The sequence below is a fragment of the Streptomyces sp. f51 genome (assembly GCF_037940415.1).
Taxonomy (GTDB): domain Bacteria; phylum Actinomycetota; class Actinomycetes; order Streptomycetales; family Streptomycetaceae; genus Streptomyces.
This window is the reverse complement of sequence record NZ_CP149798.1, coordinates 7,482,436-7,504,129: the sequence shown is the minus strand read 5'-3', so window position 1 is coordinate 7,504,129 and position 21,694 is coordinate 7,482,436. Positions and strand designations below refer to the sequence as shown.

Here is a 21,694-nt window from a genome sequence, read left to right as displayed (position 1 = left end):
GACACGCGGAGGTCGCAGGTCGCAGGTCGCAGAACGCAGGGCGGCACGACACACGTAGGTCGCACAGCTCTAGGCGGCACCTCACACCTAGGTCGCGCGGCACACAGCGGCACGGCAGACGGAGGGTCACACGGCGCGGGGACGGAAGACACCGCCCCCGCGCCGAGCCCGGCCCCTTTCCCCGCCCCGCCCCGCCCCGCCCCGCCACCAGGCGTCGCCCGAGTTCTCCGCCCGCCCCCGCCGGTCCCGCCGGTCCCGCGGCCCCCGCCGGTCCCCTTCACCGGGCTTCCTCACCCTTCTCCACCACCCTTCGTCCTCACCCGAGTTCCTCATTCGATCTTCTTCCTCGTCCGTCGGCGCCTTGCCGGTATTTCAGCTGGAGAGCACATGCTGGAGCAGCGTTCGTTCCGCAACATCCTGGGCCGGTTCACCACCGGGGTCGTCCTGGTCACCGCGCAGACACCGGCGGGCCCGGTGGGCATGGCCGTCAATTCCTTCACCTCCGTCTCCCTCGACCCGCCGCTGATCGCTCTGTGCGCGGCGTCCACGTCGACCACCTGGCCCGCGATCCGGGAGGAAGGCGGCTTCGCGGTGACCATCCTGGGCGGGCAGCACGCACAGCTGTGCCGCACCTTCGCCACCAAGGGCGCCGACCGTTTCAGCGAGGGCGCGTGGGACTCCACCCGCGCCGGACACCCCATCCCCGTGGACGGGCTGGCCTGGCTGGACTGCCGCATCACCGCACTCCACCAGGCCGGCGACCACGAACTGGTCATAGCCGAGGCCCTCGAAGGCGCCATCACCGACGACCAGGGTCCCCTCGTCTTCCACGCCGGACGCTTCGCCGAACTCATCGCCTGACGCCCGGCCCCGGCCCACCGCCCGCCACACGAAGGGCAGACCCGCGTGTCCCTCACCGACCCCCCGCCCGCACTCCCGGCCCCGGACCACACTCCCCACCGCGGCGGGCGCTCCCACCTCCGTACCGCACCCCGCCGTCCCGTCGACCGCGGCGCGATCACCGGCGTACTGATCTCCGACTGGCAGCAGACGGGCCCCGACACCTTCGTCCTCGGCGCCCAGTGGCCCCGGGGACACGCCTTCTACACGCCGATCGCCGGTGTCTGGCACGACCCCCTGCTGGCGGCCGAATCGCTGAGACAGGCGTCCCTTCTGGTGGGCCGGAGCTACGACGGAATTCCCCGCGGCCACCGATGGGCCGTCAGTGAACTCGACATCGAGGTGGCCCCGGCCGGCCTCCTCGCGCACCACCGGCCCTCCACGTTCCGACTGGACATGGCCCGCGTCCCCGAAGCGGCCCCTGGTGCGGGCACGGCCCCGGGAACGGGAGGAGTGACGGCCATGGCCATGGAGGCCGAACTGCTGCGGGACGACGACACCTTCGTCGGGGCCGGCCGGATCGGTCTGCGCATCCTGCCGCCCACCGCCCGGACCCACCCGAACGCGATCCGCCCCGGCCCGCCTTCCGGCCCGCCGCTCCTGCCGCGAGCCCTCCCACCCCCCGTCGTGGGCCGCCTCAATACACGGGACGTGACGCTCGGCATTCCAGCCGCTCGCCCAGAACAGGGTGTCCACGTCTGGCAGTTGCGGATCGACCCCACCCACCCCGCGCTGCCCGACGAGCCCACCGTTCACATCCCCGTCATGCTGCTCCTGGAGGCCGCCCGGCAAGCCGCCCAAGCGGTCAGCACTCCGTACCGCGTCCTTCCCATCGAGATACGCAGCACCTTCCACCACCCCGTCGAACTCCACAGCCCCTGCACCATCACCGCGACCCCGCTCCCCCGGTACGACGCCACCGAGGACACCGCCGTCCATGTGACCGCCACCCAGAACGGCGTCCAGGCCTTCGACAGCCTGATCGTGACGACCCCCACCGACTGACGGACACCGCCCCGGACGACGACGTCGGGCCCGCACCAGCGACCGGCCCCTCACTGTTAACGTCACGCCATGTCCAAGACCGAGATAGACGCACTGACCGCCCAGTTCTTCGGCGCCTTCGACAACCGCGGCGGCAAGCCCGCCGACGTGGACCGGATCCGGCGGCTCATGCTTCCCGGCGGCGTGATCGTCAAGACCGGCCCGGACTTCACCGTCTACACCGTCGACGAGTTCATCGAACCGCGCAGGCGGCTCCTGGCGGACGGCCGTCTCGTCGAGTTCTCCGAATGGGAGACCGCCGAACAGACGCGGACCACCGGCGACATCGCCTCCCGAACCAGCGAATACAGCAAGTCCGGAATCCTGGACGGCGAACCCTTCGAGGGCGGAGGAACCAAGACCCTCCAGTACGCCCGTACACCGGACGGCTGGCAGATCACGGCGGTCGCCTGGCACGACCACCCCTGATCCACACGCCGGCCGGGTGCGGCTCGGAGCACGGGTGGATCCGGCAGGTGCCGGCGAGCGGCCCGGAACCAAACGGCGTGCGCTACGAGCGAATGCGCACGTGATCGGTATCGTCGCGGCGGAAGGCGCCTGTCGGCCCACACCGCCCGAAGCAGAGCGATCCGATCAGAGGAGCACGCCATGACCGATCCCCGGAACGGGGCCGCGTCGGGCGGCGAGCCGGTGACGGGGGCCTCGGAGGAACACCGTCCGAGCGCTCACGACGCGGTTCGCCTCGCCCTGGTGATCGGTGCTCTCGGCGTGGTCTTCGGCGACATCGGGACCAGCCCGATCTACACGTTGCAGACCGTGTTCGACCCGGGCGACCCGCATCCGGTCCCCGTCACCACCGCCAACGTGTACGGCGTCGTGTCCCTCGTGTTCTGGTCGGTGATGACCATCGTGACGGTCACCTATGTGCTGCTGGCGATGCGCGCCGACAACGACGGTGAGGGCGGCATCATGGCGCTGATCACGCTCGTACAGCGCTGGAGCTCGCAGGGTGGCCGGCGGATCACGGCCGTACTGGCCGCCCTCGGCGTCTTCGGCGCTTCGCTGTTCTTCGGCGACAGCATGATCACTCCGGCGATCTCGGTGCTCTCCGCGGTCGAGGGGCTCAAGGTCGTCCAGCCGTCGCTGGAGAGCGCGGTCGTGCCGATCACCGCGGTCATCATCGTCGTGCTGTTCCTGGTGCAGCGCAGGGGGACGGCGGCGGTGGGCCGGGTGTTCGGGCCGGTGATGGTCACCTGGTTCGTGGTCATCGGCGCCTGCGGCGTGGACGGCATCATCGACCACCCGGCGATCCTCAGGGCGCTGTCACCCACGTACGCGCTCGGCTTCCTGTTCGGTCACTTCGGCACCGCCTTCTTCGCCCTCGCCGCGGTCGTGCTCTCGGTCACCGGCGCGGAAGCGCTGTACGCGGACATGGGGCACTTCGGCCGCCGGGCCATCACGCGCGGCTGGATGTTCCTCGTCTTCCCGGCCTGCGTTCTCAGTTACTTCGGTCAGGGCGCGCTGATCCTGGCGGACCACAGCAACATCAGCAGCCCCTTCTTCTTGCTCGTGCCCCACTGGGGCAGATGGCCGATGGTCCTGCTGGCCACGGCGGCCACGGTGATCGCCTCGCAGGCGGTGATCACGGGCGCGTACTCCGTCACCTCCCAGGCCGCCAAGCTCGGTTATCTGCCGAGGCTGCGCATCGCGCACACCTCGGAGTCCACGATCGGCCAGATCTACGTTCCCTGGATCAACTGGCTGCTCATGGTCTCGGTCCTCACCCTGGTCTTCGCGTTCCGCAGTTCCACGGCGCTGGCGTTCGCGTTCGGCATGGCGGTGACCGGCACCATCACGATCACCACCCTTCTGTTCTTCTACGTCGCACGGGCCAAGTGGAGAACACCCCTGTGGCTGGTCGTCCTCGGCGCGAGCCCGCTGCTCTTCGTGGACCTGCTCTTCGTGGCGGCCAACCTGACGAAGCTCGTGCACGGTGCCTGGCTGCCGCTGCTGATCGGCCTCACCGTCTTCACCGTCATGACCACCTGGCAGCGCGGACGCGCGATCGTCACGGCGGCACGGGTCCGGGACGAGGGGTCGCTGCCCGGGTTCGTCGAGAGTCTGCGCAGCGGTGAGCTGCCGACGCTCCGCGTCCCGGGAACGGCCGTCTTCCTCAACCGGGGCAAGCAGACCACGCCGCTGGCCATGCGGGCCAACGTCGAGCACAACCACGTACGGCACGACCAGGTCGTGCTCCTGGCCATCGAGACCGAGCCGGTGCCCCGCTTCCCGGCGGACCGGCGACTCGTCGTGGACGATCTCGGGTACACCGACGACGGGATCATCCACGTCACCGCCCGGTTCGGCTACATGGAGACGCCGGACGTGCCGAGCACCCTGGCGATGCTGGATCCGGCCCTGACCGAGGGGCCGCTCCAGCTCGACCGGGCGTCCTACTTCCTGTCGACGATCGAACTCCGTCGGGGCAAGGCTCCGACGATGGCCCCGTGGCGCAAGCGGCTGTTCATCGCCACCTCGTACATCACTGCCGACGCCGCCGAGTACTTCGGCCTGCCCCGGGACCGTACGGTCATCATGGGCTCCCAGATCGACGTGTAGAGGCGGATCCCGGGCGGGCCGGCCGGCGAGGGAGGGATGACCGGCCCGCCCGGGAGATCAAGGAGCCGGTCACAGCCCCACGTCGCGGCGGCGGATGTCCTCCAGGGACTCCCGGCGGACGAGCAGACGGGCCTGTCCGTCGCGGACGGCGACCACGGGCGGGCGGCCGACCAGGTTGTAGCCGGAGGCCATGGACAGGTGGTAGGCGCCGGCCACGGGGATCGCGAGCAGGTCGCCGGGACGTACGTCGGCGGGGAGGTCCGTGTCGGCGGCGAGGATGTCACCGGCTTCGCAGTGCCTGCCCACCACGGTCGCCCGGGCGGTGCCGGCGGTGCTGTGCCGGCCGATCAGACGGGGGGCGTAGCGCACGCCGTAGAGGGCGGGGCGCGGGTTGTCGCTCATCCCGCCGTCGACGGCGACGAACACGTTGCCGCCGGTGTGTTTGACGGACAGGACGCGGTAGACGGCGATGCCCGCGGGTCCGGCGATGGCCCGTCCCGGTTCGATGACCAGGCGCGGGACGGGGATTCCGGCCGCCGAGCAGGCGGCGGTGAGTTCGGTACGTACCTTGCGGGCCAGCATGGTGAGGTCCAGGGCGGGTTCGCCGGGGCGGTAGGCGATGGCGTGGCCGCCGCCGAGGTCGATCTCGGGCAGGATCAGGCCGTGCTGCCGGTGCAGTCTGCTCATGAGGCCGACCATGCGGCGTACGGCGACCAGGTACGGCGTGACACTGGTGATCTGCGAGCCCAAGTGACAGTGCAGGCCGGTGAGTTCGAGCTGCGGCTGGTCGAGGATGCGGGTGATGGCGTGCGCCGCGTAGCCGTCGGTGATGGACAGGCCGAACTTCTGGTCGTCGGTGCCGGTGCGGATCTTCTCGTGGCCTCCGGCGCTGATGCCGGGCACCACCCGGACCATCACCTTCTGGTGACCGTCCGGGCCGACGGCGGCGGCCAGCCGGGCGATCTCGGAGGGGCTGTCGATGACGATACGGCCCACGCCCAGGCGCAGGGCGGTGTCGAGGTCACGGGGAGACTTGGCGTTGCCGTGCAGCACGATCCGCTCGGGCGGAAAACCGGTGGTGACGGCGAGTTCGAGCTCGCCTGCGGAGCAGACGTCGAGGCCGAAGGCCTCCTCGTCGACCCAGTGGGCCATCGCGCGGCACAGGAACGCCTTGGCCGCGTACAGGACTTCCGCGTCGGGGAAGGCGTCCCGGTAGGTGCGGCAGCGGTCGCGGACCTCGGCCTCGTCCAGGACGTACACGGGTGTGCCGAAGCGGTCGGCGATCTCGGGGAGCGGCACGCCGCCCACGGAGAGGTCTCCGTGCGGTGCCTCGGTGGTGGAGGCGGGCCACACCGACAGGTCCGCGGCGGTGGTGACTGGGTCGGTCGCGGTGGCGGGTTCGTGAACCGTGGTCATCGTGGCTGCCCCTCTCAGGCGATCCGCAGCGCGGGCATCTCGTGGGTGACGGGCCCGGCGGCCGGTGGGACGGGGGTCAGCGGGGTGGGTGGCGTGACCCGCGCGGGCGCCGGGGCGGTGAACTGCGGGTCGACGGTGACGGCGGTGACACCGAGCGGCGCGGTCAGCGCGCGCAGCGCGGATGCGGCGAGCCTGATCCACGCCTGGTCGGTCCCGAGGGTGGCGGTGAGCCGGTGCTCGGAGGTGAAGCCGACGGCCGTTCGGTCGCCGAGCGGGGTGCGGAAGAGCCGGGCCGCACACCCTGAGGGTCCCGGCCGGACCGGTACGTACAGGGGTCCGGCCGGGGACCGATCGGAGGGGTCGGGGTCGTCGCCGTGGAGAAGGACTGCCATGGGGTGCCTCCCGGGGGGCAGGGAGCGTGGGCTCTGATCTGTGGGACCCCGGACGCGGGGAGGCGGTCCGGGGTTCGCTGCCGACGTTATGCCCGGCGCCCCCGGCCGCCGGAGCGGTCCTGACGGGACGCTGACGAGGATCGGGCCGCCTTTGACGGGACGCTGACAGTGCTGACGGGAGGGCGCCGCGAGGACCGTCAGAGGGGCGCCAAGAACCGGAGCACGGACTGCCGAGGGTCAGGGAACGGAGGTGGGATGGAGGGCGGTTCACGAAGAGTCGCCGACCGGGAAGCCCCGGCCGGCATGTGCGGAAGGTGGAGGCGATGTCCCAGTCACCCACGCCCCCGGTCCCTCGCGTCGTCGTGGGCGTGGGTGACTCGCCTGGGTGCCTCACCGTCCTGGGCCGGGCCGCCCACGAGGCCCGGCTGCGCGGTGCGGAGCTCTGGGCGGTGGCCGCCTGGGAGCCCCCGGAGGGTGGCCTCGCCGCCCGACGGTTCCCGGCCGCGGCCGCCACGGTCCCGGAGTGGGAGCGCCTCGCCGGGGAAAGACTCGGGGAAGCGCTGCGGGACGCGTTCGGCGGCTACGGCTCCGAGCTGCCCGGGCGGGCGCTCGTCGTCCGGGGCGCCCCCGGACCGGCGCTGGTGCGGATGGCCGACCGGGACGGCGACCTCCTCGTCGTCGGCGCCGGCACACGTGGCCGGCTGCACCGCGCGCTGTGGCCGTCGGTCGGCCGCTATTGCCTCGCCCGCGCCCTCTGCCCCGTTCTCGCGGTCCCGCCCTCGCCGCTGCGGGCGGCGCTGACGGCCGCGCACCGCCGCAACAGCCTGCGGCTGCGCCTGGACACCGGTCATCTGGAACGGGAACTCGAAAGCCTGCCCCCCGATGCCTGAGGTTCCGTTCGCCGGTTCGGTGCCGATTCCCCGGCGGTTCGCGCCCGGCCGATCGGCTGTCAGTGATGACTTTGGGTTCGCCCTTCTCCGTGCGACGGGCGGAGGCCGGAGAGGGTGACCTCGACGAGACGATGTACGGCTTCGTCCGACGACAGCCCATGGGCGGCCGACAGCGCGTGCAGGCAGTAGTCGGCCAGCTCGCCCGGGGAGACGTCGTCGCGGACGGCGCCCGTCGCGGCGGCTTCGGCGACGACATCGCGCACCAGGTCGTGGAGCCGTCGCTGAGCCTCGACGACGTGCCGGTCCCGATGGACGAAGGCGGCGACCTCTCCGTCCTGGGGCCGCTTGTACGTGATGTGGGCGTACCCGCGCAGGACCGCTTCGAGCCGTGCCACGGGTCCTTCGGTGTCGTCCCGGGCCCGGGTCAGCAGGCCCAGGTGAGCCGCGACATGGCGCTCGTGCCAGGCGAGCAGGATCGACTGGACGTCGGGGAAGTACTTGTACAGCGTCGCGCGCCCGATCCCGGCCCGTTTGGCGATCTGCGACATCGTCACCGACGCCAGTCCGTGCTCGCCCACGAGCGCGACGGTGGTCTCCAGAACAGCGTCCTGCACGGCGCGCCGATGCGCGTCCACCGTCTCGTCCCACAGCTTCGGCATGGTGCGAGGATACACAACGACCAGGTCACGACACTCTGTCTTGACAGAGACAATGTGTATCGATAAATCTGGAGGAGTCGTACCGTCCGTACCTGCGAAAGGAGCGGTCATGCCGACCGCCGAAACCCGCCTCGCGACCGACCGTGCGAGCCGCTACCTCGCCCAACTCCGCCGCCATCTGGGCCAGATGCCCCACATGAGCCACCGTCCGCACGGCGGCGGCCACAGGGAGGGAACGACACGGCCCGAGGTACGGCATGTCGAGTTCACCGGCACCCACGGCACCGTCCGCTTCGCCGAAGGGCTGTGGACCCTGGACGCCACGGCCGACGCGCTCACGCTGCGCGTCGGCGCCGCCGACGAGGACGCGCTGCGACGCCTCCAGGACGGAATCACCGCGCGGATCGAGAAGATCGGCCGCCGCGACGGACTGCGGGTGCAGTGGCGACGAGCCGGGGCCGACACCCCGCCGCAGATGGAGGCCGATGCACGGAGCGACACCGGCGAGGCCGGATGATCTGACCGTCCGTCACCGCCCGGTCCGGACCGCGAGGTTCGGGCCGGGCGGGAGTCCGGTGCCGTCAGTGATAGGCGTGCACGACGGCATGCCCCTTGCCACGACCGATCATCCACCGGTTGACCGGCGTGGTGAGCACGAACGCCAGAGCCAGGGACAACACGAGCGAGGCCCAGAACAGGAGTTGACCGAGGCCGGCGTCCATCGCACCGGGCACGGCCACGACGACCGTGTTGTCGATCACTTCCATGACGGCGATGGACACGGTGTCCGCGGCCAGCGCGACCCTGAGCGCCCTGCGGAGCGGCAGCCCGGCGCGCAACACGCCACGCATGGTCAGCGCGTACCCGAAGACGAAGGCGAGCGCGATGGAGAGGGCGACGGTGGTCGCGTTGTGCAGCCCCGCGGCGGTACCGATCACCAGGCCGAGGACTTCGCCGATGGCGCAGCCCGTCAGGCAGTGGAGCGTCGCCTGAGCGGCGGTGCGCCAGGACGTTCCGGAGTCGTGGTGGGCATGGTGCTGATGGTGCGTGCCGTGGTCCATCGTCGGCCTCCCCTTGTCGGATCGCACTCCTTCCAACCACATACCCCCCTGGGGTATTCCGAAGCGGCGTAACGAACCCCGGTGAATGGTGCGGCTCGGGTGGGCCGGCCTGCGGGCTCGGGGCGGCTGTCCGGCAACCGCCCCGAGCCCGTGGGGGCCGAAGGTGCCGCTACCTACCGAGCATCCTGTCCATGCCGGTGATCTCGGAGGACTGCGAGGCGACGATCGACTTCGCCATCGTCGTGGCGGGGGCATAGGCGCCCTTGGCCCGCTCGGTCTTCGCCATCGCGATCGCACCTTCGTGATGGCTGATCATCATCCGAAGGAACGCCTTGTCGAACGCATCACCGGAGAGGCTCTTCAGCTTGCCCATGTCGTCGTCCGACATCATCCCGGGCATCGACGAGCCGGCATGGTCCATGCCCGGCATGCTCTCCATGCTGGACATGTCCGTGTCCGGGACCTTCGCGTCCCAGGCCTTCAGCCAGCCGGACATGGTGTTGATCTCCGGATCCTGCGCCTGCCTGATCTTCGTGGCCAGGTGCCTCACCTGCTGGGACTTGGCCCGCGAGGCCGCCAGATCGGCCATGACCACGGCCTGCCGGTGGTGCGGGATCATCCCCTGGGCGAACGACACGTCCTGCGTGTTGTGACGGCCGTGTGCGGCGGAAGCGGCGCCCGAGGGACCGGCGGTGGCCATCGTCCCCGTGTCGTGGCTCGTGCGCCCCGACGGCGAGGACGAGGAATTGCTGCTGCCGCAGGCGGCCAGCACCACCGCTGCGGTGGCAGCGGCGGCGAGGACCGCGGTCCGGCGGAAGAGGGAACGGCGAGGTGCCATGAGAGGTACGACTCCTTGAAGTGCCCGCGCCCACGCGCGGGAGAAACGGATGCATGCGGGCCGGAGCACGCCACCCCCGTCAGGAGGGTGCCGTGCGGGAGCCTCTAGATCCGCAGGAGCTGCAACTCGGACAGATCGGGTGGTGCGCGGGCGTCGACCGGCCCAGGAGCCGAACCGCCGACGGTCGCCGCGGATTCGGTACGGGCAGCCACGCCGGGCATCAGGGCGGGCGGAACGTAGGCAGTGGACGTACCGCCCGCCGCGCAGGTCCCACCGGTGTGGTCCATGACCGTGCCGCTGTCGCCCGCGTCGGACAGATGCCGGCAGTCCGCACCGGCAACGTGGTCGGACGCGGTGCGATGCCCGGGGGACTCCGCCGACATCATGACGGCGTGCTGGCCCGCGGCCGGCATACCGGTGGGTGACAGGGCATGCATGCCCAGCACCCCCGCCACCACGGCCAGGACCAGCCACATCCAGCGCGCGGAACTCCCAAGGGAGTTGGTGCGAACGCCGGAGATCATGGACTCATCGTAGCGCCCGGCCGATTCCCTCACGCAGGTCACCGAGGAACCGTCAGCCCTCCGGACCCCGCTGCATGCGTCCAGAAGGGCTGAACGCATCCGACGAGGTTCTCCGGCGCGGCAGCGTCATCGACCAGGATGCCGGTTTCCCGGGCTTCGTTCGGTGGCTGAGGTCAGTGCTGTGCGGCGGCCATGCGCTCGATCTCCTTGAGCACGAGCTCGGGGCGGTCCTTCGGGACGTCGTGGGAACTGCCCTTGGCGGTGACGAGCGTGCGGTCGGGCCCGTCCTGGACGAACGAGGCGGCGGCGTCCCGCCAGCGCTGGGCGTCCTCGGGAGAGCCGTCGAACGGGGTCTTCTCCGAGACGATGACCGTCGCCGGCACCGCGCTCGGCCACACGGCCTTGTGGTAGGCCTTGTTCGTCGCGACGAAGCTCTGCGCGGTCGAGATGAGCTGACGGTTCCGCGGCTCGTCCGGTGCGTTCTTCGCCGCCTCGACCTGGGGCCCGCTGAAAGCCACGAGGCGGGCGATCTCCTCGTCGGTGAAGAGGGGCGGCAGGTTGGCGTCGACGAGGACCGCGCCGGAGAGCATCCGAGGGTTGTCCTGGGCGAAATAGGTCGCGATCTCGCCGGCCTGTGAGTGGGACACGAGGGTCACGTCCTTGGTGACACCCAACTGCCTGAGCCCCGCCTCGAGGTCGCTGACGGCGCTCGCGACCTTCCACGGACCGGGCACCACGTCGCTCCGACCCAGTCCGGCCCGGTCGTAGGTGATGACGGTGGCACCGGTGGCCGCGTGGAGCCTGGGGACGAGGTCCTTCCAGTACGAGGAGTCCTCGCCGCCGCCCGAGTCCAGGACGATGACGGAGCCGTGGCCCCGCACGACGTGGAAGGCCAGCCGATGACCGCCGTTGTCGATCATGTGCAGCTGCGTCTCGCCCGCCTTGCCGGTCCCCGGGGAGGCGGACGAGGTCGCGGACGGCGAGGCCGCGTGCGGGGACGCGGAGTCGTGGCCGCCGCAGGCCGTAGCAGTGCCGACGGCCAACGCCGTCAGGGCGAGGGCCGACAGGGCACGGTTCACGGACCGGCGGGCGGGAGGAGTGCGGGACATGCTGATCCTTCGGACGAGGGGTGCTGAGGCTGTGGCACCCATCATTCGGTGAATCGATTCATCGCAGAATCCGGCTGGCACGCGTGTCCGTGATGCGGTTGACGCGAGGGAGAGCGGTGGGGTTAACCCCCGGCGTGCGATCACCGGTTCGGCGACGCGCAACGGGCTTCCTGCCGCCGACGGCCGGGCCCGGGCTCGCCGGGCCTGGGCTTGCCGGGCCTGGGCTTGCCGGGCCTGGTCGTCCGACGTCTCGGGTCTCGGGTGCGCGGGACACCTGTCGTGACGCGGACCGGAACCGCCTCGGACCCCTGATGCGACCATCGCCTGCCCGCCGGTGGCGGCGCACCGACGTCGACCGCGTCGACCGCCCGCGCGGGATCGGGTTGAATACGCATCCGTGAGCGAGATGGAGCGTGCGGCGAGTCGGACGGCGGTACTGGTCTGCCAGGGGCGGGCCGTGGCGGACGGGAGAGTCGCCGCCGGCCGGTTCTCGGACCCGCTGGCGGTGCGGCTGCTGAGCACCGAGGAACGTGTCCCCGTGGACGAGGTGCGCACGGGAGTGCCGCCCGAGGGCTGGCAGGCGCGGTCGCGGTATGAAGGTGTACGGGCGTGCGCCGAGGTGATGGTGCCGCGTACGGTCGCGATCGACGAGGCCCTGCGCGCCCGCGTGACCCGGCAGCTCGTGATCCTGGGAGCCGGTCTGGACACGCGTGCGTGGCGTCTGCCCGAACTCGCGGGGACGGACGTGTGGGAGGTCGACCATCCGGCCTCCCAGCGCGACAAGCGGGCCCGCCTCGCCGAGGCCGCGCAACAGCTCCGAGGGTCCGAGGAGAGCGGTGGCCCGTCGGCCGAACTGCCGGTCGTGGCTGGTTCCGTGAGGTTCACGCCGGTCGACTTCTCCGTCGACGACCTCAGTGCGGCGCTGGACGGCGCCGGGCACGACCCCTCCGTACCGACGACGTGGCTGTGGGAAGGGGTCGTCCCCTACCTCACCCGCGCCGAGGTGCGCGCCACCGTGGCCGCGCTCGCCGCGCGGTCGGCCCCGGGCAGCGTCCTCGTCCTCAATTACCAGGCGCCTTCCGCGAAAGCGTCCGTGGGCCGGCTGCTGGCCCGAGTGATCGGCGGTGCGATCACCTCCGGCGAACCGTGGCGCTCGCTGTGGAAGCCCCGACGGATGGCAGCCCTTCTCGACGAGTACGGCCTGCGGGTGGTGTCCGACGACGACCTGCAAAGCCTCACCCATGCCTTCGGCGGCCCGGCGCGAGGGCGGACGTCCCTGCGATCGGGCCGCGTGGCCGTCGCCGAGAGCCCGGACCGCGAGGACTGACCGGACGGGAAGCAGTCTGAGCGCGCCGCTCCCCCCTCCCTCGCGCCACCGCAGGACCGCTTCGGCGGGCATCGAGATCGGCGGGCAATTCACTAAGGCAGACTGATAAAGTAGCCTTAGTATATGAGCGATGATCCGCACCCCGACACAGTCGCCTCGGCCCTGCTGGCCGGCATCAGCGTGCTGGTGCGGCGGGTACGCCAAGTGCCCGTCGAAGGCGGGCTCACGATGCCCGAGCGGACAGCGCTGTCCCATCTGGCCCGCTCGGGTGCCACCACGTCGTCGGCGCTGGCCCGCGAAGCGCAGATCACCGCACAGGCCATGGGGGCGACACTCGGCGCGCTGCGAGACCGAGGTCTGGTCGAGCGTCGCCCGGACCCGAACGACGGCAGGCGGGCGCTGCTGACCGTGACCGAGGCCGGTCACCAGGCGCTGAAGAACAAGCGCAACGCGCGGGCCGAACTCATCGCCCGGGCCCTGACCGGCGGCACCTTCAGCCCGACGGAACTGGAGCAACTCGCCGCCGCCGCGCCGCTGTTGGAGCGACTGGCGCAGAACATCTGACGTGGACAGGAGCACGAGGCGGAAGGCCACCACCACTCCCCCGCGCCTGGCGCGCCGCCGACCTCCACAGGAGAAAGAGACTTCATGACACTGACAACCATCGACCCCGCGTCCGCACTGGTCGTCATCGACCTGCAAAAGGGCATCGTCTCCGCCCACGCCGACCGTCCGGTCATCGCGGCCGTCGAGCGGGCGGCACGGCTGGCCGCCGAATTCCGGCGGCACGATCTGCCCGTGGTCCTGGTCAACGTCACCGGACGCGCGCCGGGACGCACGGAGGCCGGAAGAACGCAGGCACGTACGGAGGCCGGAAGCACGCCAGCACGTACGGAGGCCGTACGGTCCACGGGCGGCGCGGCGCTGCCGTCCGACTGGGCCGATCTCGTCGACGAACTCGACGTCCAGCCGACCGACCATCTGATCAGCAAACGACGGCGCAGCGCGTTCCACGACACCGGTCTCGACACCCTCCTGCGGGGCCTGGGCGTCACCCAGACCGTGCTGGCCGGCATCTCGACCAGTTCGGGCGTCGAGTCGACCGCACGCTCGGCCTCCGACCACGGCTACCACGTCGTCCTGGTCACCGATGCCATGAGCGACCCCGATGCCGACTCCCACCGTCACAGCGTCGAACGCGTCTTCCCCAAGCTCGGCGAGACCGCCACCACGGCCGAGGTCATCGACATGGTCGGGGCGACGCGATGACTCTGCTCGGCCGGCTCCTGAACAACCGCAGGGCGGGCGAGACCCACATGGCCTGGCACCTGCCGAACCTGCAAGGCCCCGAAGCGCTGAACCTCACCAGCGAGGACTTCGGCCACGGCCGGGCCATGCCGCTGCGGAACTGCGCGAAGACCATCGGCGGTGACGATGTGTCACCCCACCTGGCCTGGACCCCGCCGCCGCCCGGAACGGCTCAACTCCTGCTGGTCGTCGAGGACGTGGACGTCCCCCTCATCAAGCCCGCCGTGCACTGCCTCGCCCTGATCGACCCGGCGGCCGACCACCTGGACCCGGGCGCTCTCGCCGCACGGAAGCCCGCCGCGGGAGTGCGGGTGCTGCGGTCCACGATCGGGCGGGGATACCACGGCCCCGGGCCCATCAAGGGCCATGGTCCGCACCGCTACGTCTTCCAACTGTTCGCTCTCTCAAGCCGCTTGGACGGCGCGCCCGGCTCGACACCGCCGGACCGGACCCGGCCCCGCGTTCTCCTGCCCGCCATCACCGCGTCCGTCCTCACCCGCGGCCGGCTGACCGGCACGTACGAACGCTGAACCCGGCGCGGACCAGGGCGCCTTCGCGTCTCCGTGCCACGGTCGGCTGCTACGTTCCGAACCATGACCGACAGTGTGTACGTGGGCAATGCGGGCAGTGACGCGGCACTGGACCGGGGGTGGCTGCTGGGGCACTTCAAGGACGCCGCCGATCCTCGGCACAGCGAGGCCGTGGAGATCAAATGGGGCGTCCACCCGAAGGGCGACGAGCGCGCTCTGTGGGTGACGGGTGAGGAGCGCACCGCCCTGCTGGTGCTCATCAGCGGGCGGTTCCGGGTGGAACTGCCCGGCCGCAGCGTCCTGTTGGAACGGCAGGGGGACTACGTCGTGTGGGGCCGGGGTGTCGATCACTCCTGGTTCGCGGAGGAGGAGTCGGTGGTCCTGACGGTCCGCTGGCCCTCCGTCCCGGGCTACAGGGCGACCGAGTAGGACGGTCCCGTGAGGGGCTGAGGCGAGGCAGCGGCGTCGGCCCCTCCGCTCAGCGGGACGCCGTGGACTCGTCCGGCAAGGGGACCAGGGCCGTGACCAGCCGGCGGATCAGTGCGGCGGTGTCCTGCTGTGGTGGGCCCGGGTGCATGAGCAGATGGTGGACCGTGCCGGTCAGGGCGAGCGCGAGCATGGGGCAGTCGGCGTCCGGGGCCACCCGGCCCAGTCGCTGTTCGGCTTCGAGGTAACGGGTCGTCGCGTCTTCGACGGCGCCCGGTCCGGGAGCACCTTCGGCCCAGGACCGGGCCACGCGCTGCGCGACCTCGTGGCGCGAGACGGCCGCCGCGGCGATCGCGGGGCCGTTCGTGCCGAGCATCGCGAGGGCCGCGACGGTGAGATTGTCGTGCACCGCGCCGCTGCCCGCCCGGTCGGGCAGCGGGCCCACCTCCGCGGCGATCCTCGCGAACCGGTCCAGGACGAGTTGGGCAACGAAGTCGTCCAGGTCCGTGAAGTGGTTGTAGAGCAGGCCCTTCGCGCAGCCCGCCTCCTCCGTGACGGACCGGTTGGTCAGTCCGGCCGTGCCCTCCCGCGCCAGCACGCGCTCCGCCGCGGCGAACAGCCGCTCCCTGACATCGGGGATCGCAACTCCGCGCGGTGACATCGGTTCCTCCCGGTCGCCTTCGGCACTCTTCGGCACTGCGGCAGTTCACCACTTGCCAGTATGGGCAAACGCTCATACCTTGGTATGGGCAGATGCCCATACTAGCTCACCCGGCAGGAGTCATCTCATGCGCGAGCTCGTCAACACCGCACAGTCCCGGGCCTGGAACGGCGACGAGGGCCGGCACTGGAGCGAGCACCACGACCGCTGGAACGCCATCAACGAGGGGTTCAACGCTTCCCTCGTCGCCGCGGCCGGAATCGGCCCCGAGGACCGCGTGCTCGACATCGGCTGCGGGGTCGGTCAGACCACGCGACTCGCCGCCCGCACCGCCGTCCGGGGATCCGCCCTGGGTCTGGACCTGTCCGGCCCCATGCTCGACCGGGCGCGCCTGCTGGCCACCGAGGAGGGCCTGGGCAACATCGGTTTCGAACAGGGCGACGCCCAGGTGCATCCCCTGGCCGAGGCCACGTTCGACGTGGCCCTGAGCCGTTTCGGCGTCATGTTCTTCGCGGATCCCGTCGCCGCGTTCGGCAACATCGCCCGCGCCCTGCGCCCCGGCGGACGGCTCGCGTTCGTGTGCATGAGCGACCCCGCCCGCTGCGAATGGGCCCAGGCGCACGGGGCGGTGAGCGCGGCTCTGCCTTCCGTGCCGCGGCCGTCCGGCGACTCGGCCGGCCCGGGCATGTTCTCGCTCGCCGACCCGGTGGTCGTGCGGACGGTTCTCGGGAAGGCCGGGTTCGACGACGTACGCACCGAAGCCGTCGACGCGCTCGGGAATTTCGGGCGGAACGCCGACGACGCGGCCGGGCACCTGCTCGGGTCGGGACCGGGGCGGCACCTGGTGGAGCAGCTCGAATCCGCGGGCGACCAGGACGGAGCACAGCGCGTACAGGCCGCTCTCCGCGACGCTCTCACCCCGTACGAACAGCCGACGGGTGTACGGATGCTGACTGCGGCCTGGCTGGTCACGGCCGTCCGCCGGTGACCAGCGGGTCCGTCTCCCCACCCGGGGCGCATCGGCTCACGCGGGTGCGGGAGCCGCCGTGTCCGCCGGGGGGACGTCGGTGGGCGTCATCGCGACGGCGCGCTCCAGCCTGCGGACGAGTTGCCAGACCACAATGATCGACAGCACGGCGACGCAGACGTGCAGGCTCTCGCCGATCATCATCTGCCGCAGGGCATGACGCGCCTCGTCCACGTCGGCGGCCTTCTTCAGGTCCTCGAGACCATGGCCGTACCCATTGGCAGTGGCCAGGACGGAGAGCCACCAGGCCGTGAGCAGGGGGTGTCCACGGTGGCGCCGCCCCTTCGGCCGGGAGGCGGCCCAGAGGTCGTTGACGAACATCTTGGGGACGAAGAGCTGCGCCACGGGTATCACCCAGCCGAAGAGCAGCCACGCCCTGCGCCGACGCTGACCCTCACGCCAGAGCACGTCCGCGACATCACGCATCCCGGCGAGCCAGACGCTGAACTGGAGCAGGGCCAGGAACAGCAGCCCGGTCCGCCAGCCCACCAGGTTTCTGAAGTAGGTGTCGACCTCGACCCACGGGTTGTCCACGTACGGCCCCGACACCGAGGCTCCCGCGAGCAACCGGTACTTGTACCAGGCCGTCAGCGCGACGGCCAGACTCACGAGACCGAACGCGGCCAGGGCCCCGCCGGCGAACCTGGCCTGCCAACGCGGCAACCGAACCGCTCCCACCACTTCGCCACCCCCGGAAGTCACCTGTTCGGACTTCGCGCAGGTCAGCAGCGGATCCTACCGTCCGCCCACCCCGGCACCACGACCCACCTCCACGATCTCCCGGTCAGTAGCCCGACGGGGTCGGCAGGTAGCCGTAGCAGTAGCCGTGTCCGGCAAAGCGGTCTGTGGCGTCGTAATTCAGCAGGCCGCGTCCGGTCAGGGGCCCGACGACGCCGTCGGCGGGGCCGGTGTTGTCCGTGTTGGCCTGGAAGTCGTAGACCGCGTTCCTGGTCTGCGGGCCCCAGACGCTGTCCTCCGCGATGGCGGCGCTGCCCGCGCGGCGGCGGTAGTCGTTGACGAGGTGCTGTACGCACCACACGGCGGTGGCGTTCTTGCTGTGGCCGTCACCCACGTACGAAGCTCCGACAACGGCCGAGGCCGGACCGGTGGAAAGGCTCACGACGGCGACAGCGGCAGCCGTTCCGCACAGCACACGGCCAAGGAAGTTGTTTGAAATAACGGACATTCGAGTCACTTTCACTTACGGAACAAGCGGGCGGAGCCGGGCGTCGGCCGGGCTCCGCCCTGTTGCGTGATGGTCCGACGGATCCTCATGGGGACGAAGACGTCGGACGTACAAGGGCCGTTGCCGGCCGACCCCCGCCCGGGGAGGTGATCCCCCGTCTCCCCGGGCGAGGGAGATCATCAGTGCGCGTGGGCGTCGTACAGGGTGGTGCAGTGGTTGCTGGCCTCAAGGGTCATCCAGTGCCACTTGATCTTGTCCCGGGTCTGCGGGCCGTAGACGCCGTCGGCGTCGATGCCGAGCGACCGCTGGACGCGGGCGAGGGCGGCGGCCGTCTTCGGGCCGAACTGGCCGTCGATCGTTCCGAGGTCCTGGCCGTAGCAGTAGTTCAGGGTCTCCTGGAGGTAGTACACCTGCCGGCCACTGGCACCCGAGCGCAGGGAGCAGAAGTTGCTGCCGTCGGCGCCCACGGGGTACTTCGCGTAGAAGTCGCCGCTGTAGTAGATGGTGTAGTCCGTGCAGCTCGGCATGGCGGCCTGCGCGGCCGGGCCGAGCGTGAACAGGCCGGCGGTGATGGCGGCGGCCGCGCCGACGGTGGCGAGCGTGCGCTTGAACTTCATGGTGGGTGGTCCCCCGAAGTGCGGTCCGATGCGAGTCATGGCAAGCGGACTGTGAACGAATGCGGGTGGGCGGCGAGTTGCCGTCCGACGCCCAAGAACGTAACAGCGCTCCGGCACCTCTGAGGCACCTGCGCGGGGCGTCCCAGAGGCGGCCGACGTCCCGAGAAGGGGTGGGCGTGAGGGGCCTACGGGGCCGCCGCACGCTGGTCCGGACGGGTTTTCGGCGTCCCGCGGAACAGCGCGACCACGGGCCCGTCCCACGGTGTCCCGCGTACGTCCCAAGACGTCCCATCGCGTCCCACGACCGTCCCGACGCACCCGCGACGTACGTCCCGGTTGTCCGGGCGGGCCGGAAAAGATCGGCCGGAATCGTAGCTGACAGCAGGATTCTCGATCGCGTTACGTGTCATGTCTCCGTCGATTCACGCGCAACCGTCACCGTCCAGGCGGAGATTCACCCCCACGATGGAGGAACCGTGACCGGCCCGACCAACCGCCGTAGATTTCCCCTCCGCCCGCTCGCGGCACCGCGCACCGCGCTGCTCGGCACCCTGAGTCTGTTCCTGGCGATCGGTGCCGCCGGAGCCGGAGGCACCACCGCCTCCGCGTCCGCCGACGACACGAACTCGCTCCAGTTGTCCGGCACGACCACGTCAGGAATCCACAACACGTACGACCCCAGCGCGTTCACCTATCTCGCGCAGGGCCTCGACACCGGTACCTCGATGATCGAGCTGGACGTCTGGGACGACTTCTTCACGCACGAGTGGAAGGTCAGCCACAGCAGCCTGACGAGCAACGGCAACAACTGCGTCAACGCCTCCTCGGCCGCGGACCTGTACACCGGCGGCGCCAACAAGGACCTGGAGAGCTGCCTGGACGACGTCCGGGTGTGGCTCGGCGCGCACCCGGGCCACGGGCCGCTGATCATCAAGCTGGAGATGAAGGCCGGCTTCCAGGCCAACTTCGGGATGAGCCCGGCCAAGCTGGACCAGTCGATCACGGCGCACCTGGGCAGCCTGGTCTACAAGCCGAACGACCTTCTGAACAAGCCCGGCGGCGGACAGTACGCCACCCTGGACGAGGCGGCCAAGGCCGGGAACTGGCCGACGCGGGCGCAGTTGGCGGGCAAGGTTCTCCTGGAGGTCATTCCCGGCACGGTGGAGGAGGGCAACCCGACCGACTCCCTGTGGACGGACAAGGAGTACGCGACCTACCTGCGGGACCTGCACACCGCGGGCACGACCGCGCAGGCGAACATCTTCCCCTCGGTCCACAACGCCGCGTCGGGCGACCCGCGCACGCGCTACTCGGACACGACGCTGCGCCCCTGGTTCGTCGCCTTCGACGGTGACGCGTCCGCCTACGTCAACAACGGCATCGACACGAGCTGGTACGACACCAACCACTACCTGCTGTTCATGACGGACTCGCAGAACGTGTCGCCGGCCCTCGACGACGTCAGCCCGTCGGCGTCCGACGCCTCGGCACGGGTCGCACTGCTGGCCAAGGCGCATGCCACGGTCGCGTCGAACGACTGGCGCGGCCTGCCGGACGTGCAGTCGCTGGTCCTGCCGCGCGGCTGAACCACGACCGCGCCTCGGTCGCGTGGCCGGCAATCCGCGGCCCGCACCGAGACGGTCACGGCTGAAAACAGGAGCGGGGCCCGGCGACTGCCGGGCCCCGCTCACCGCACTGATCTGGCGTCAGCCGCGGACGATGTTCTCCGCCTGGGGGCCCTTCTGGCCCTGGGTGACGTCGAAGGAGACGGTCTCGCCCTCGACCAGCTCACGGTAGCCGTTGCCGGAGATGTTCGAGTAGTGGGCGAAGACGTCCGGGCCGCCACCGTCCTGCTCGATGAAACCGAACCCCTTCTCGGAGTTGAACCACTTCACGGTGCCGCTGGCCATGCTGATGTCCTTCGATATCGCCGAGGAGGACCCCGGCTGCTACATGTCACGGGGCCGCCCTCAGCGGACAGCGCCCGACGTCTTTTTTACCCCACGAGGCCGACTCATGACTATGGCTCCGGGGTGACTTGGATCATGATTTGAGCCCATGAGCGAGGTCTGTCCACGCTGTGGCCGCCGCCGTCCGGCCACGAGAGCGGCGCAGTCCGTGACGAGTGGGGCATGACCCCGCAGGGTGGTCAACCGCGACGAGTGGGGCACGCCCGCGCAGGGTGGTCAACCACGACGAATGCGACCATATCGGCGGTCGCGATCCACGCCGCGTTCACTTCCGGAACACAGGCAGCAATCCCTGCCGCTCCTATTGTCAGGTCCTGAACAAGCCCTTACGTTCCGAAGGAATGCATGGGACCGCTCCCACGCGTCGTCTCCCCCCATCGAGCAACGGAGCTCCGATGACGACAGTCCCCGCACGACACACATGGCTCATAGGCCTCGTGCTCGCCGCCTGCACGATGCTGCTCGCGGCGCCGCAACCCGCGCACGCCAGTTCCTGGGGCACCCCCCAAACCGTCAACTCCTGGAACGTCATCAGCGGCCGCTGGACGGCCAACAACGAGCTGGAGACCTACACGCCCGACTGCGTCTGGTACGACGGCGACACGCTGATGATCAAGACCTACAACGCGGGCGGCCAGGTCTACTACTCCGGCCGCGTCGAGTCGAAGGCCCTGTACGGCTACGGCACCTACAGCTTCACCGCGAACATGCCCAGCGGACAGGGGCTGCTCCCCGCGGTGTGGGCGGCCTATCTGAACCCCTGGCTCCCCGAGATCGACGCCGCCGAGATCGTCGGATCCAACCCCAACACCGTCTACCAGACCTTCCACGACACCAGCAACGCGCAGACCCAGTGGGCCGCGACCAACGCGGGGGGCTGGACCAACAGCTTCCACGTCTACTCGTTCAGCTGGTGGCCCGACCACATCGACTTCTGGGTGGACGGCGCCTTCCAGGGGACCAAGTGGTACACCACCGCTCCGGGCGTCGGCATGCACTTCATCGTCAACACCGCGGTCGGCGGCGACTGGCCGGGCAACCCGAACTCCTCGACCTGGGCCACCGCGGACGGGGCCCGCTACCTCAAGGTATCCGCGATCACGTACACCCCGTACTACCCCTGAGCGGCCCCAAGGCGGCGCTCCGGTCACCGCCGGTACCGCCTGATTGAGCGGGCCGTAGCGACTGCGACGGCGTCGCACTGACGAGAAGCCTCGTCAGTGCGACGC

General features: G+C 70.6%; 26 protein-coding genes. 14 read left to right on the top strand and 12 right to left on the bottom strand.

The genetic code is table 11. The features are described from left to right. Positions 1-387 precede the first annotated feature (387 nt). The 4 genes from WJM95_RS32655 (at position 388) to WJM95_RS32640 (ending at position 4,524) form a co-directional block, all read left to right on the top strand. Complete coding sequence (locus tag WJM95_RS32655) at positions 388-861, top strand: flavin reductase family protein (protein ID WP_339134320.1); 474 nt, start codon at positions 388-390, stop codon at positions 859-861. A gap of 45 nt (positions 862-906) precedes the next feature. Beyond that, positions 907-1,905: a ScbA/BarX family gamma-butyrolactone biosynthesis protein gene (locus WJM95_RS32650; protein ID WP_339134318.1), complete on the top strand. Its 999-nt coding sequence runs from the start codon at positions 907-909 to the stop codon at positions 1,903-1,905. A gap of 69 nt (positions 1,906-1,974) precedes the next feature. Next, entirely contained in the window at positions 1,975-2,373 is a 399-nt protein-coding gene (locus WJM95_RS32645; RefSeq protein ID WP_339134316.1) for a nuclear transport factor 2 family protein, read from the top strand. Positions 2,374-2,553: 180 nt separating this feature from the next. After that, entirely contained in the window at positions 2,554-4,524 is a 1,971-nt protein-coding gene (locus WJM95_RS32640; RefSeq protein ID WP_339134314.1) for a potassium transporter Kup, read from the top strand. A 69-nt stretch (positions 4,525-4,593) separates the two neighbouring features. On the opposite strand, the gene lysA is transcribed toward WJM95_RS32640, so the two are convergent. Continuing rightward, positions 4,594-5,940: a diaminopimelate decarboxylase gene (gene lysA, locus WJM95_RS32635; protein ID WP_339134312.1), complete on the bottom strand. Its 1,347-nt coding sequence runs from the start codon at positions 5,938-5,940 to the stop codon at positions 4,594-4,596. Positions 5,941-5,954: 14 nt separating this feature from the next. After that, positions 5,955-6,332 (bottom strand): SAV_915 family protein, encoded by a 378-nt coding sequence (locus WJM95_RS32630; protein WP_339134310.1) that lies wholly within the window; start codon positions 6,330-6,332, stop codon positions 5,955-5,957. A gap of 323 nt (positions 6,333-6,655) precedes the next feature. Here WJM95_RS32630 and WJM95_RS32625 point away from each other — a divergent pair, with 323 nt between their 5' ends. After that, a complete protein-coding gene (locus tag WJM95_RS32625) occupies positions 6,656-7,222 on the top strand; it encodes a universal stress protein (RefSeq protein WP_339134308.1) in 567 nt (188 codons plus the stop codon). A gap of 59 nt (positions 7,223-7,281) precedes the next feature. Here WJM95_RS32625 and WJM95_RS32620 read toward each other — a convergent pair whose 3' ends face one another. Further along, a complete protein-coding gene (locus WJM95_RS32620) occupies positions 7,282-7,881 on the bottom strand; it encodes a TetR/AcrR family transcriptional regulator (RefSeq protein WP_339134306.1) in 600 nt (199 codons plus the stop codon). A 109-nt stretch (positions 7,882-7,990) separates the two neighbouring features. Between WJM95_RS32620 and WJM95_RS32615 the strand changes: the two genes are divergently transcribed. Continuing rightward, positions 7,991-8,398, top strand: coding sequence for a DUF2218 domain-containing protein (locus WJM95_RS32615; RefSeq protein ID WP_339134304.1), 408 nt, complete (start codon positions 7,991-7,993; stop codon positions 8,396-8,398). Positions 8,399-8,462: 64 nt separating this feature from the next. On the opposite strand, the gene WJM95_RS32610 is transcribed toward WJM95_RS32615, so the two are convergent. The 4 genes from WJM95_RS32610 to WJM95_RS32595 all read right to left on the bottom strand — a co-directional run bounded on the left by WJM95_RS32610 (position 8,463) and on the right by WJM95_RS32595 (position 11,413). Further along, positions 8,463-8,942 carry a DUF4396 domain-containing protein gene (locus WJM95_RS32610; RefSeq protein WP_339134302.1) on the bottom strand — a complete coding sequence of 160 codons (480 nt, stop codon included), beginning with the start codon at positions 8,940-8,942 and terminating at the stop codon, positions 8,463-8,465. Between the two features lie 169 nt (positions 8,943-9,111). Then, positions 9,112-9,780, bottom strand: a complete 669-nt coding sequence (locus WJM95_RS32605; protein WP_339134300.1) for a DUF305 domain-containing protein — start codon at positions 9,778-9,780, stop codon at positions 9,112-9,114. 104 nt (positions 9,781-9,884) lie between these two features. Beyond that, complete coding sequence (locus WJM95_RS32600) at positions 9,885-10,304, bottom strand: DUF6153 family protein (protein ID WP_339134298.1); 420 nt, start codon at positions 10,302-10,304, stop codon at positions 9,885-9,887. A 173-nt stretch (positions 10,305-10,477) separates the two neighbouring features. Beyond that, complete coding sequence (locus WJM95_RS32595; RefSeq protein WP_339134296.1) at positions 10,478-11,413, bottom strand: alpha/beta hydrolase; 936 nt, start codon at positions 11,411-11,413, stop codon at positions 10,478-10,480. Between the two features lie 406 nt (positions 11,414-11,819). On the opposite strand from WJM95_RS32595, the gene WJM95_RS32590 reads away from it, so the two are divergent. The 5 genes from WJM95_RS32590 to WJM95_RS32570 all read left to right on the top strand — a co-directional run bounded on the left by WJM95_RS32590 (position 11,820) and on the right by WJM95_RS32570 (position 15,007). Continuing rightward, a complete protein-coding gene (locus WJM95_RS32590) occupies positions 11,820-12,740 on the top strand; it encodes a class I SAM-dependent methyltransferase (protein WP_339135996.1) in 921 nt (306 codons plus the stop codon). 123 nt (positions 12,741-12,863) lie between these two features. Beyond that, the gene (locus WJM95_RS32585) at positions 12,864-13,304 is read left to right on the top strand and encodes a MarR family winged helix-turn-helix transcriptional regulator (RefSeq protein ID WP_339134294.1); all 441 of its coding nucleotides are present in this window, start codon (positions 12,864-12,866) and stop codon (positions 13,302-13,304) included. 84 nt (positions 13,305-13,388) lie between these two features. After that, positions 13,389-14,009, top strand: coding sequence for an isochorismatase family protein (locus WJM95_RS32580; protein WP_339134292.1), 621 nt, complete (start codon positions 13,389-13,391; stop codon positions 14,007-14,009). After that, a complete protein-coding gene (locus WJM95_RS32575) occupies positions 14,006-14,578 on the top strand; it encodes a YbhB/YbcL family Raf kinase inhibitor-like protein (RefSeq protein WP_339134290.1) in 573 nt (190 codons plus the stop codon). Before WJM95_RS32580 ends, WJM95_RS32575 begins: the two co-directional genes overlap by 4 nt. Positions 14,579-14,641: 63 nt before the next feature. Next, entirely contained in the window at positions 14,642-15,007 is a 366-nt protein-coding gene (locus WJM95_RS32570) for a signal peptidase I (RefSeq protein ID WP_339134288.1), read from the top strand. Between the two features lie 49 nt (positions 15,008-15,056). Here the strand turns inward: WJM95_RS32570 and WJM95_RS32565 are convergent, their stop codons facing one another. Then, positions 15,057-15,701 (bottom strand): TetR/AcrR family transcriptional regulator, encoded by a 645-nt coding sequence (locus WJM95_RS32565; protein WP_339134286.1) that lies wholly within the window; start codon positions 15,699-15,701, stop codon positions 15,057-15,059. A gap of 91 nt (positions 15,702-15,792) precedes the next feature. Here WJM95_RS32565 and WJM95_RS32560 point away from each other — a divergent pair, with 91 nt between their 5' ends. Next, a complete protein-coding gene (locus WJM95_RS32560; RefSeq protein ID WP_339134284.1) occupies positions 15,793-16,653 on the top strand; it encodes a methyltransferase domain-containing protein in 861 nt (286 codons plus the stop codon). Between the two features lie 36 nt (positions 16,654-16,689). Here WJM95_RS32560 and WJM95_RS32555 read toward each other — a convergent pair whose 3' ends face one another. The 3 genes from WJM95_RS32555 to WJM95_RS32545 all read right to left on the bottom strand — a co-directional run bounded on the left by WJM95_RS32555 (position 16,690) and on the right by WJM95_RS32545 (position 18,534). Beyond that, the gene (locus WJM95_RS32555; protein WP_339134282.1) at positions 16,690-17,355 is read right to left on the bottom strand and encodes a DUF4328 domain-containing protein; all 666 of its coding nucleotides are present in this window, start codon (positions 17,353-17,355) and stop codon (positions 16,690-16,692) included. A 121-nt stretch (positions 17,356-17,476) separates the two neighbouring features. After that, the gene (locus WJM95_RS32550) at positions 17,477-17,764 is read right to left on the bottom strand and encodes a peptidoglycan-binding domain-containing protein (RefSeq protein ID WP_339134280.1); all 288 of its coding nucleotides are present in this window, start codon (positions 17,762-17,764) and stop codon (positions 17,477-17,479) included. A gap of 293 nt (positions 17,765-18,057) precedes the next feature. Next, positions 18,058-18,534 (bottom strand): peptidoglycan-binding domain-containing protein, encoded by a 477-nt coding sequence (locus WJM95_RS32545; RefSeq protein WP_339134278.1) that lies wholly within the window; start codon positions 18,532-18,534, stop codon positions 18,058-18,060. Positions 18,535-18,971: 437 nt separating this feature from the next. Here WJM95_RS32545 and WJM95_RS32540 point away from each other — a divergent pair, with 437 nt between their 5' ends. Beyond that, positions 18,972-20,081: a phosphatidylinositol-specific phospholipase C domain-containing protein gene (locus WJM95_RS32540; protein ID WP_339134276.1), complete on the top strand. Its 1,110-nt coding sequence runs from the start codon at positions 18,972-18,974 to the stop codon at positions 20,079-20,081. A gap of 120 nt (positions 20,082-20,201) precedes the next feature. Here WJM95_RS32540 and WJM95_RS32535 read toward each other — a convergent pair whose 3' ends face one another. Further along, complete coding sequence (locus WJM95_RS32535) at positions 20,202-20,405, bottom strand: cold-shock protein (protein WP_339134274.1); 204 nt, start codon at positions 20,403-20,405, stop codon at positions 20,202-20,204. Positions 20,406-20,860: 455 nt separating this feature from the next. On the opposite strand from WJM95_RS32535, the gene WJM95_RS32530 reads away from it, so the two are divergent. Then, complete coding sequence (locus WJM95_RS32530; RefSeq protein ID WP_339134272.1) at positions 20,861-21,589, top strand: glycoside hydrolase family 16 protein; 729 nt, start codon at positions 20,861-20,863, stop codon at positions 21,587-21,589. The last annotated feature ends 105 nt before the right edge of the window (positions 21,590-21,694 follow it).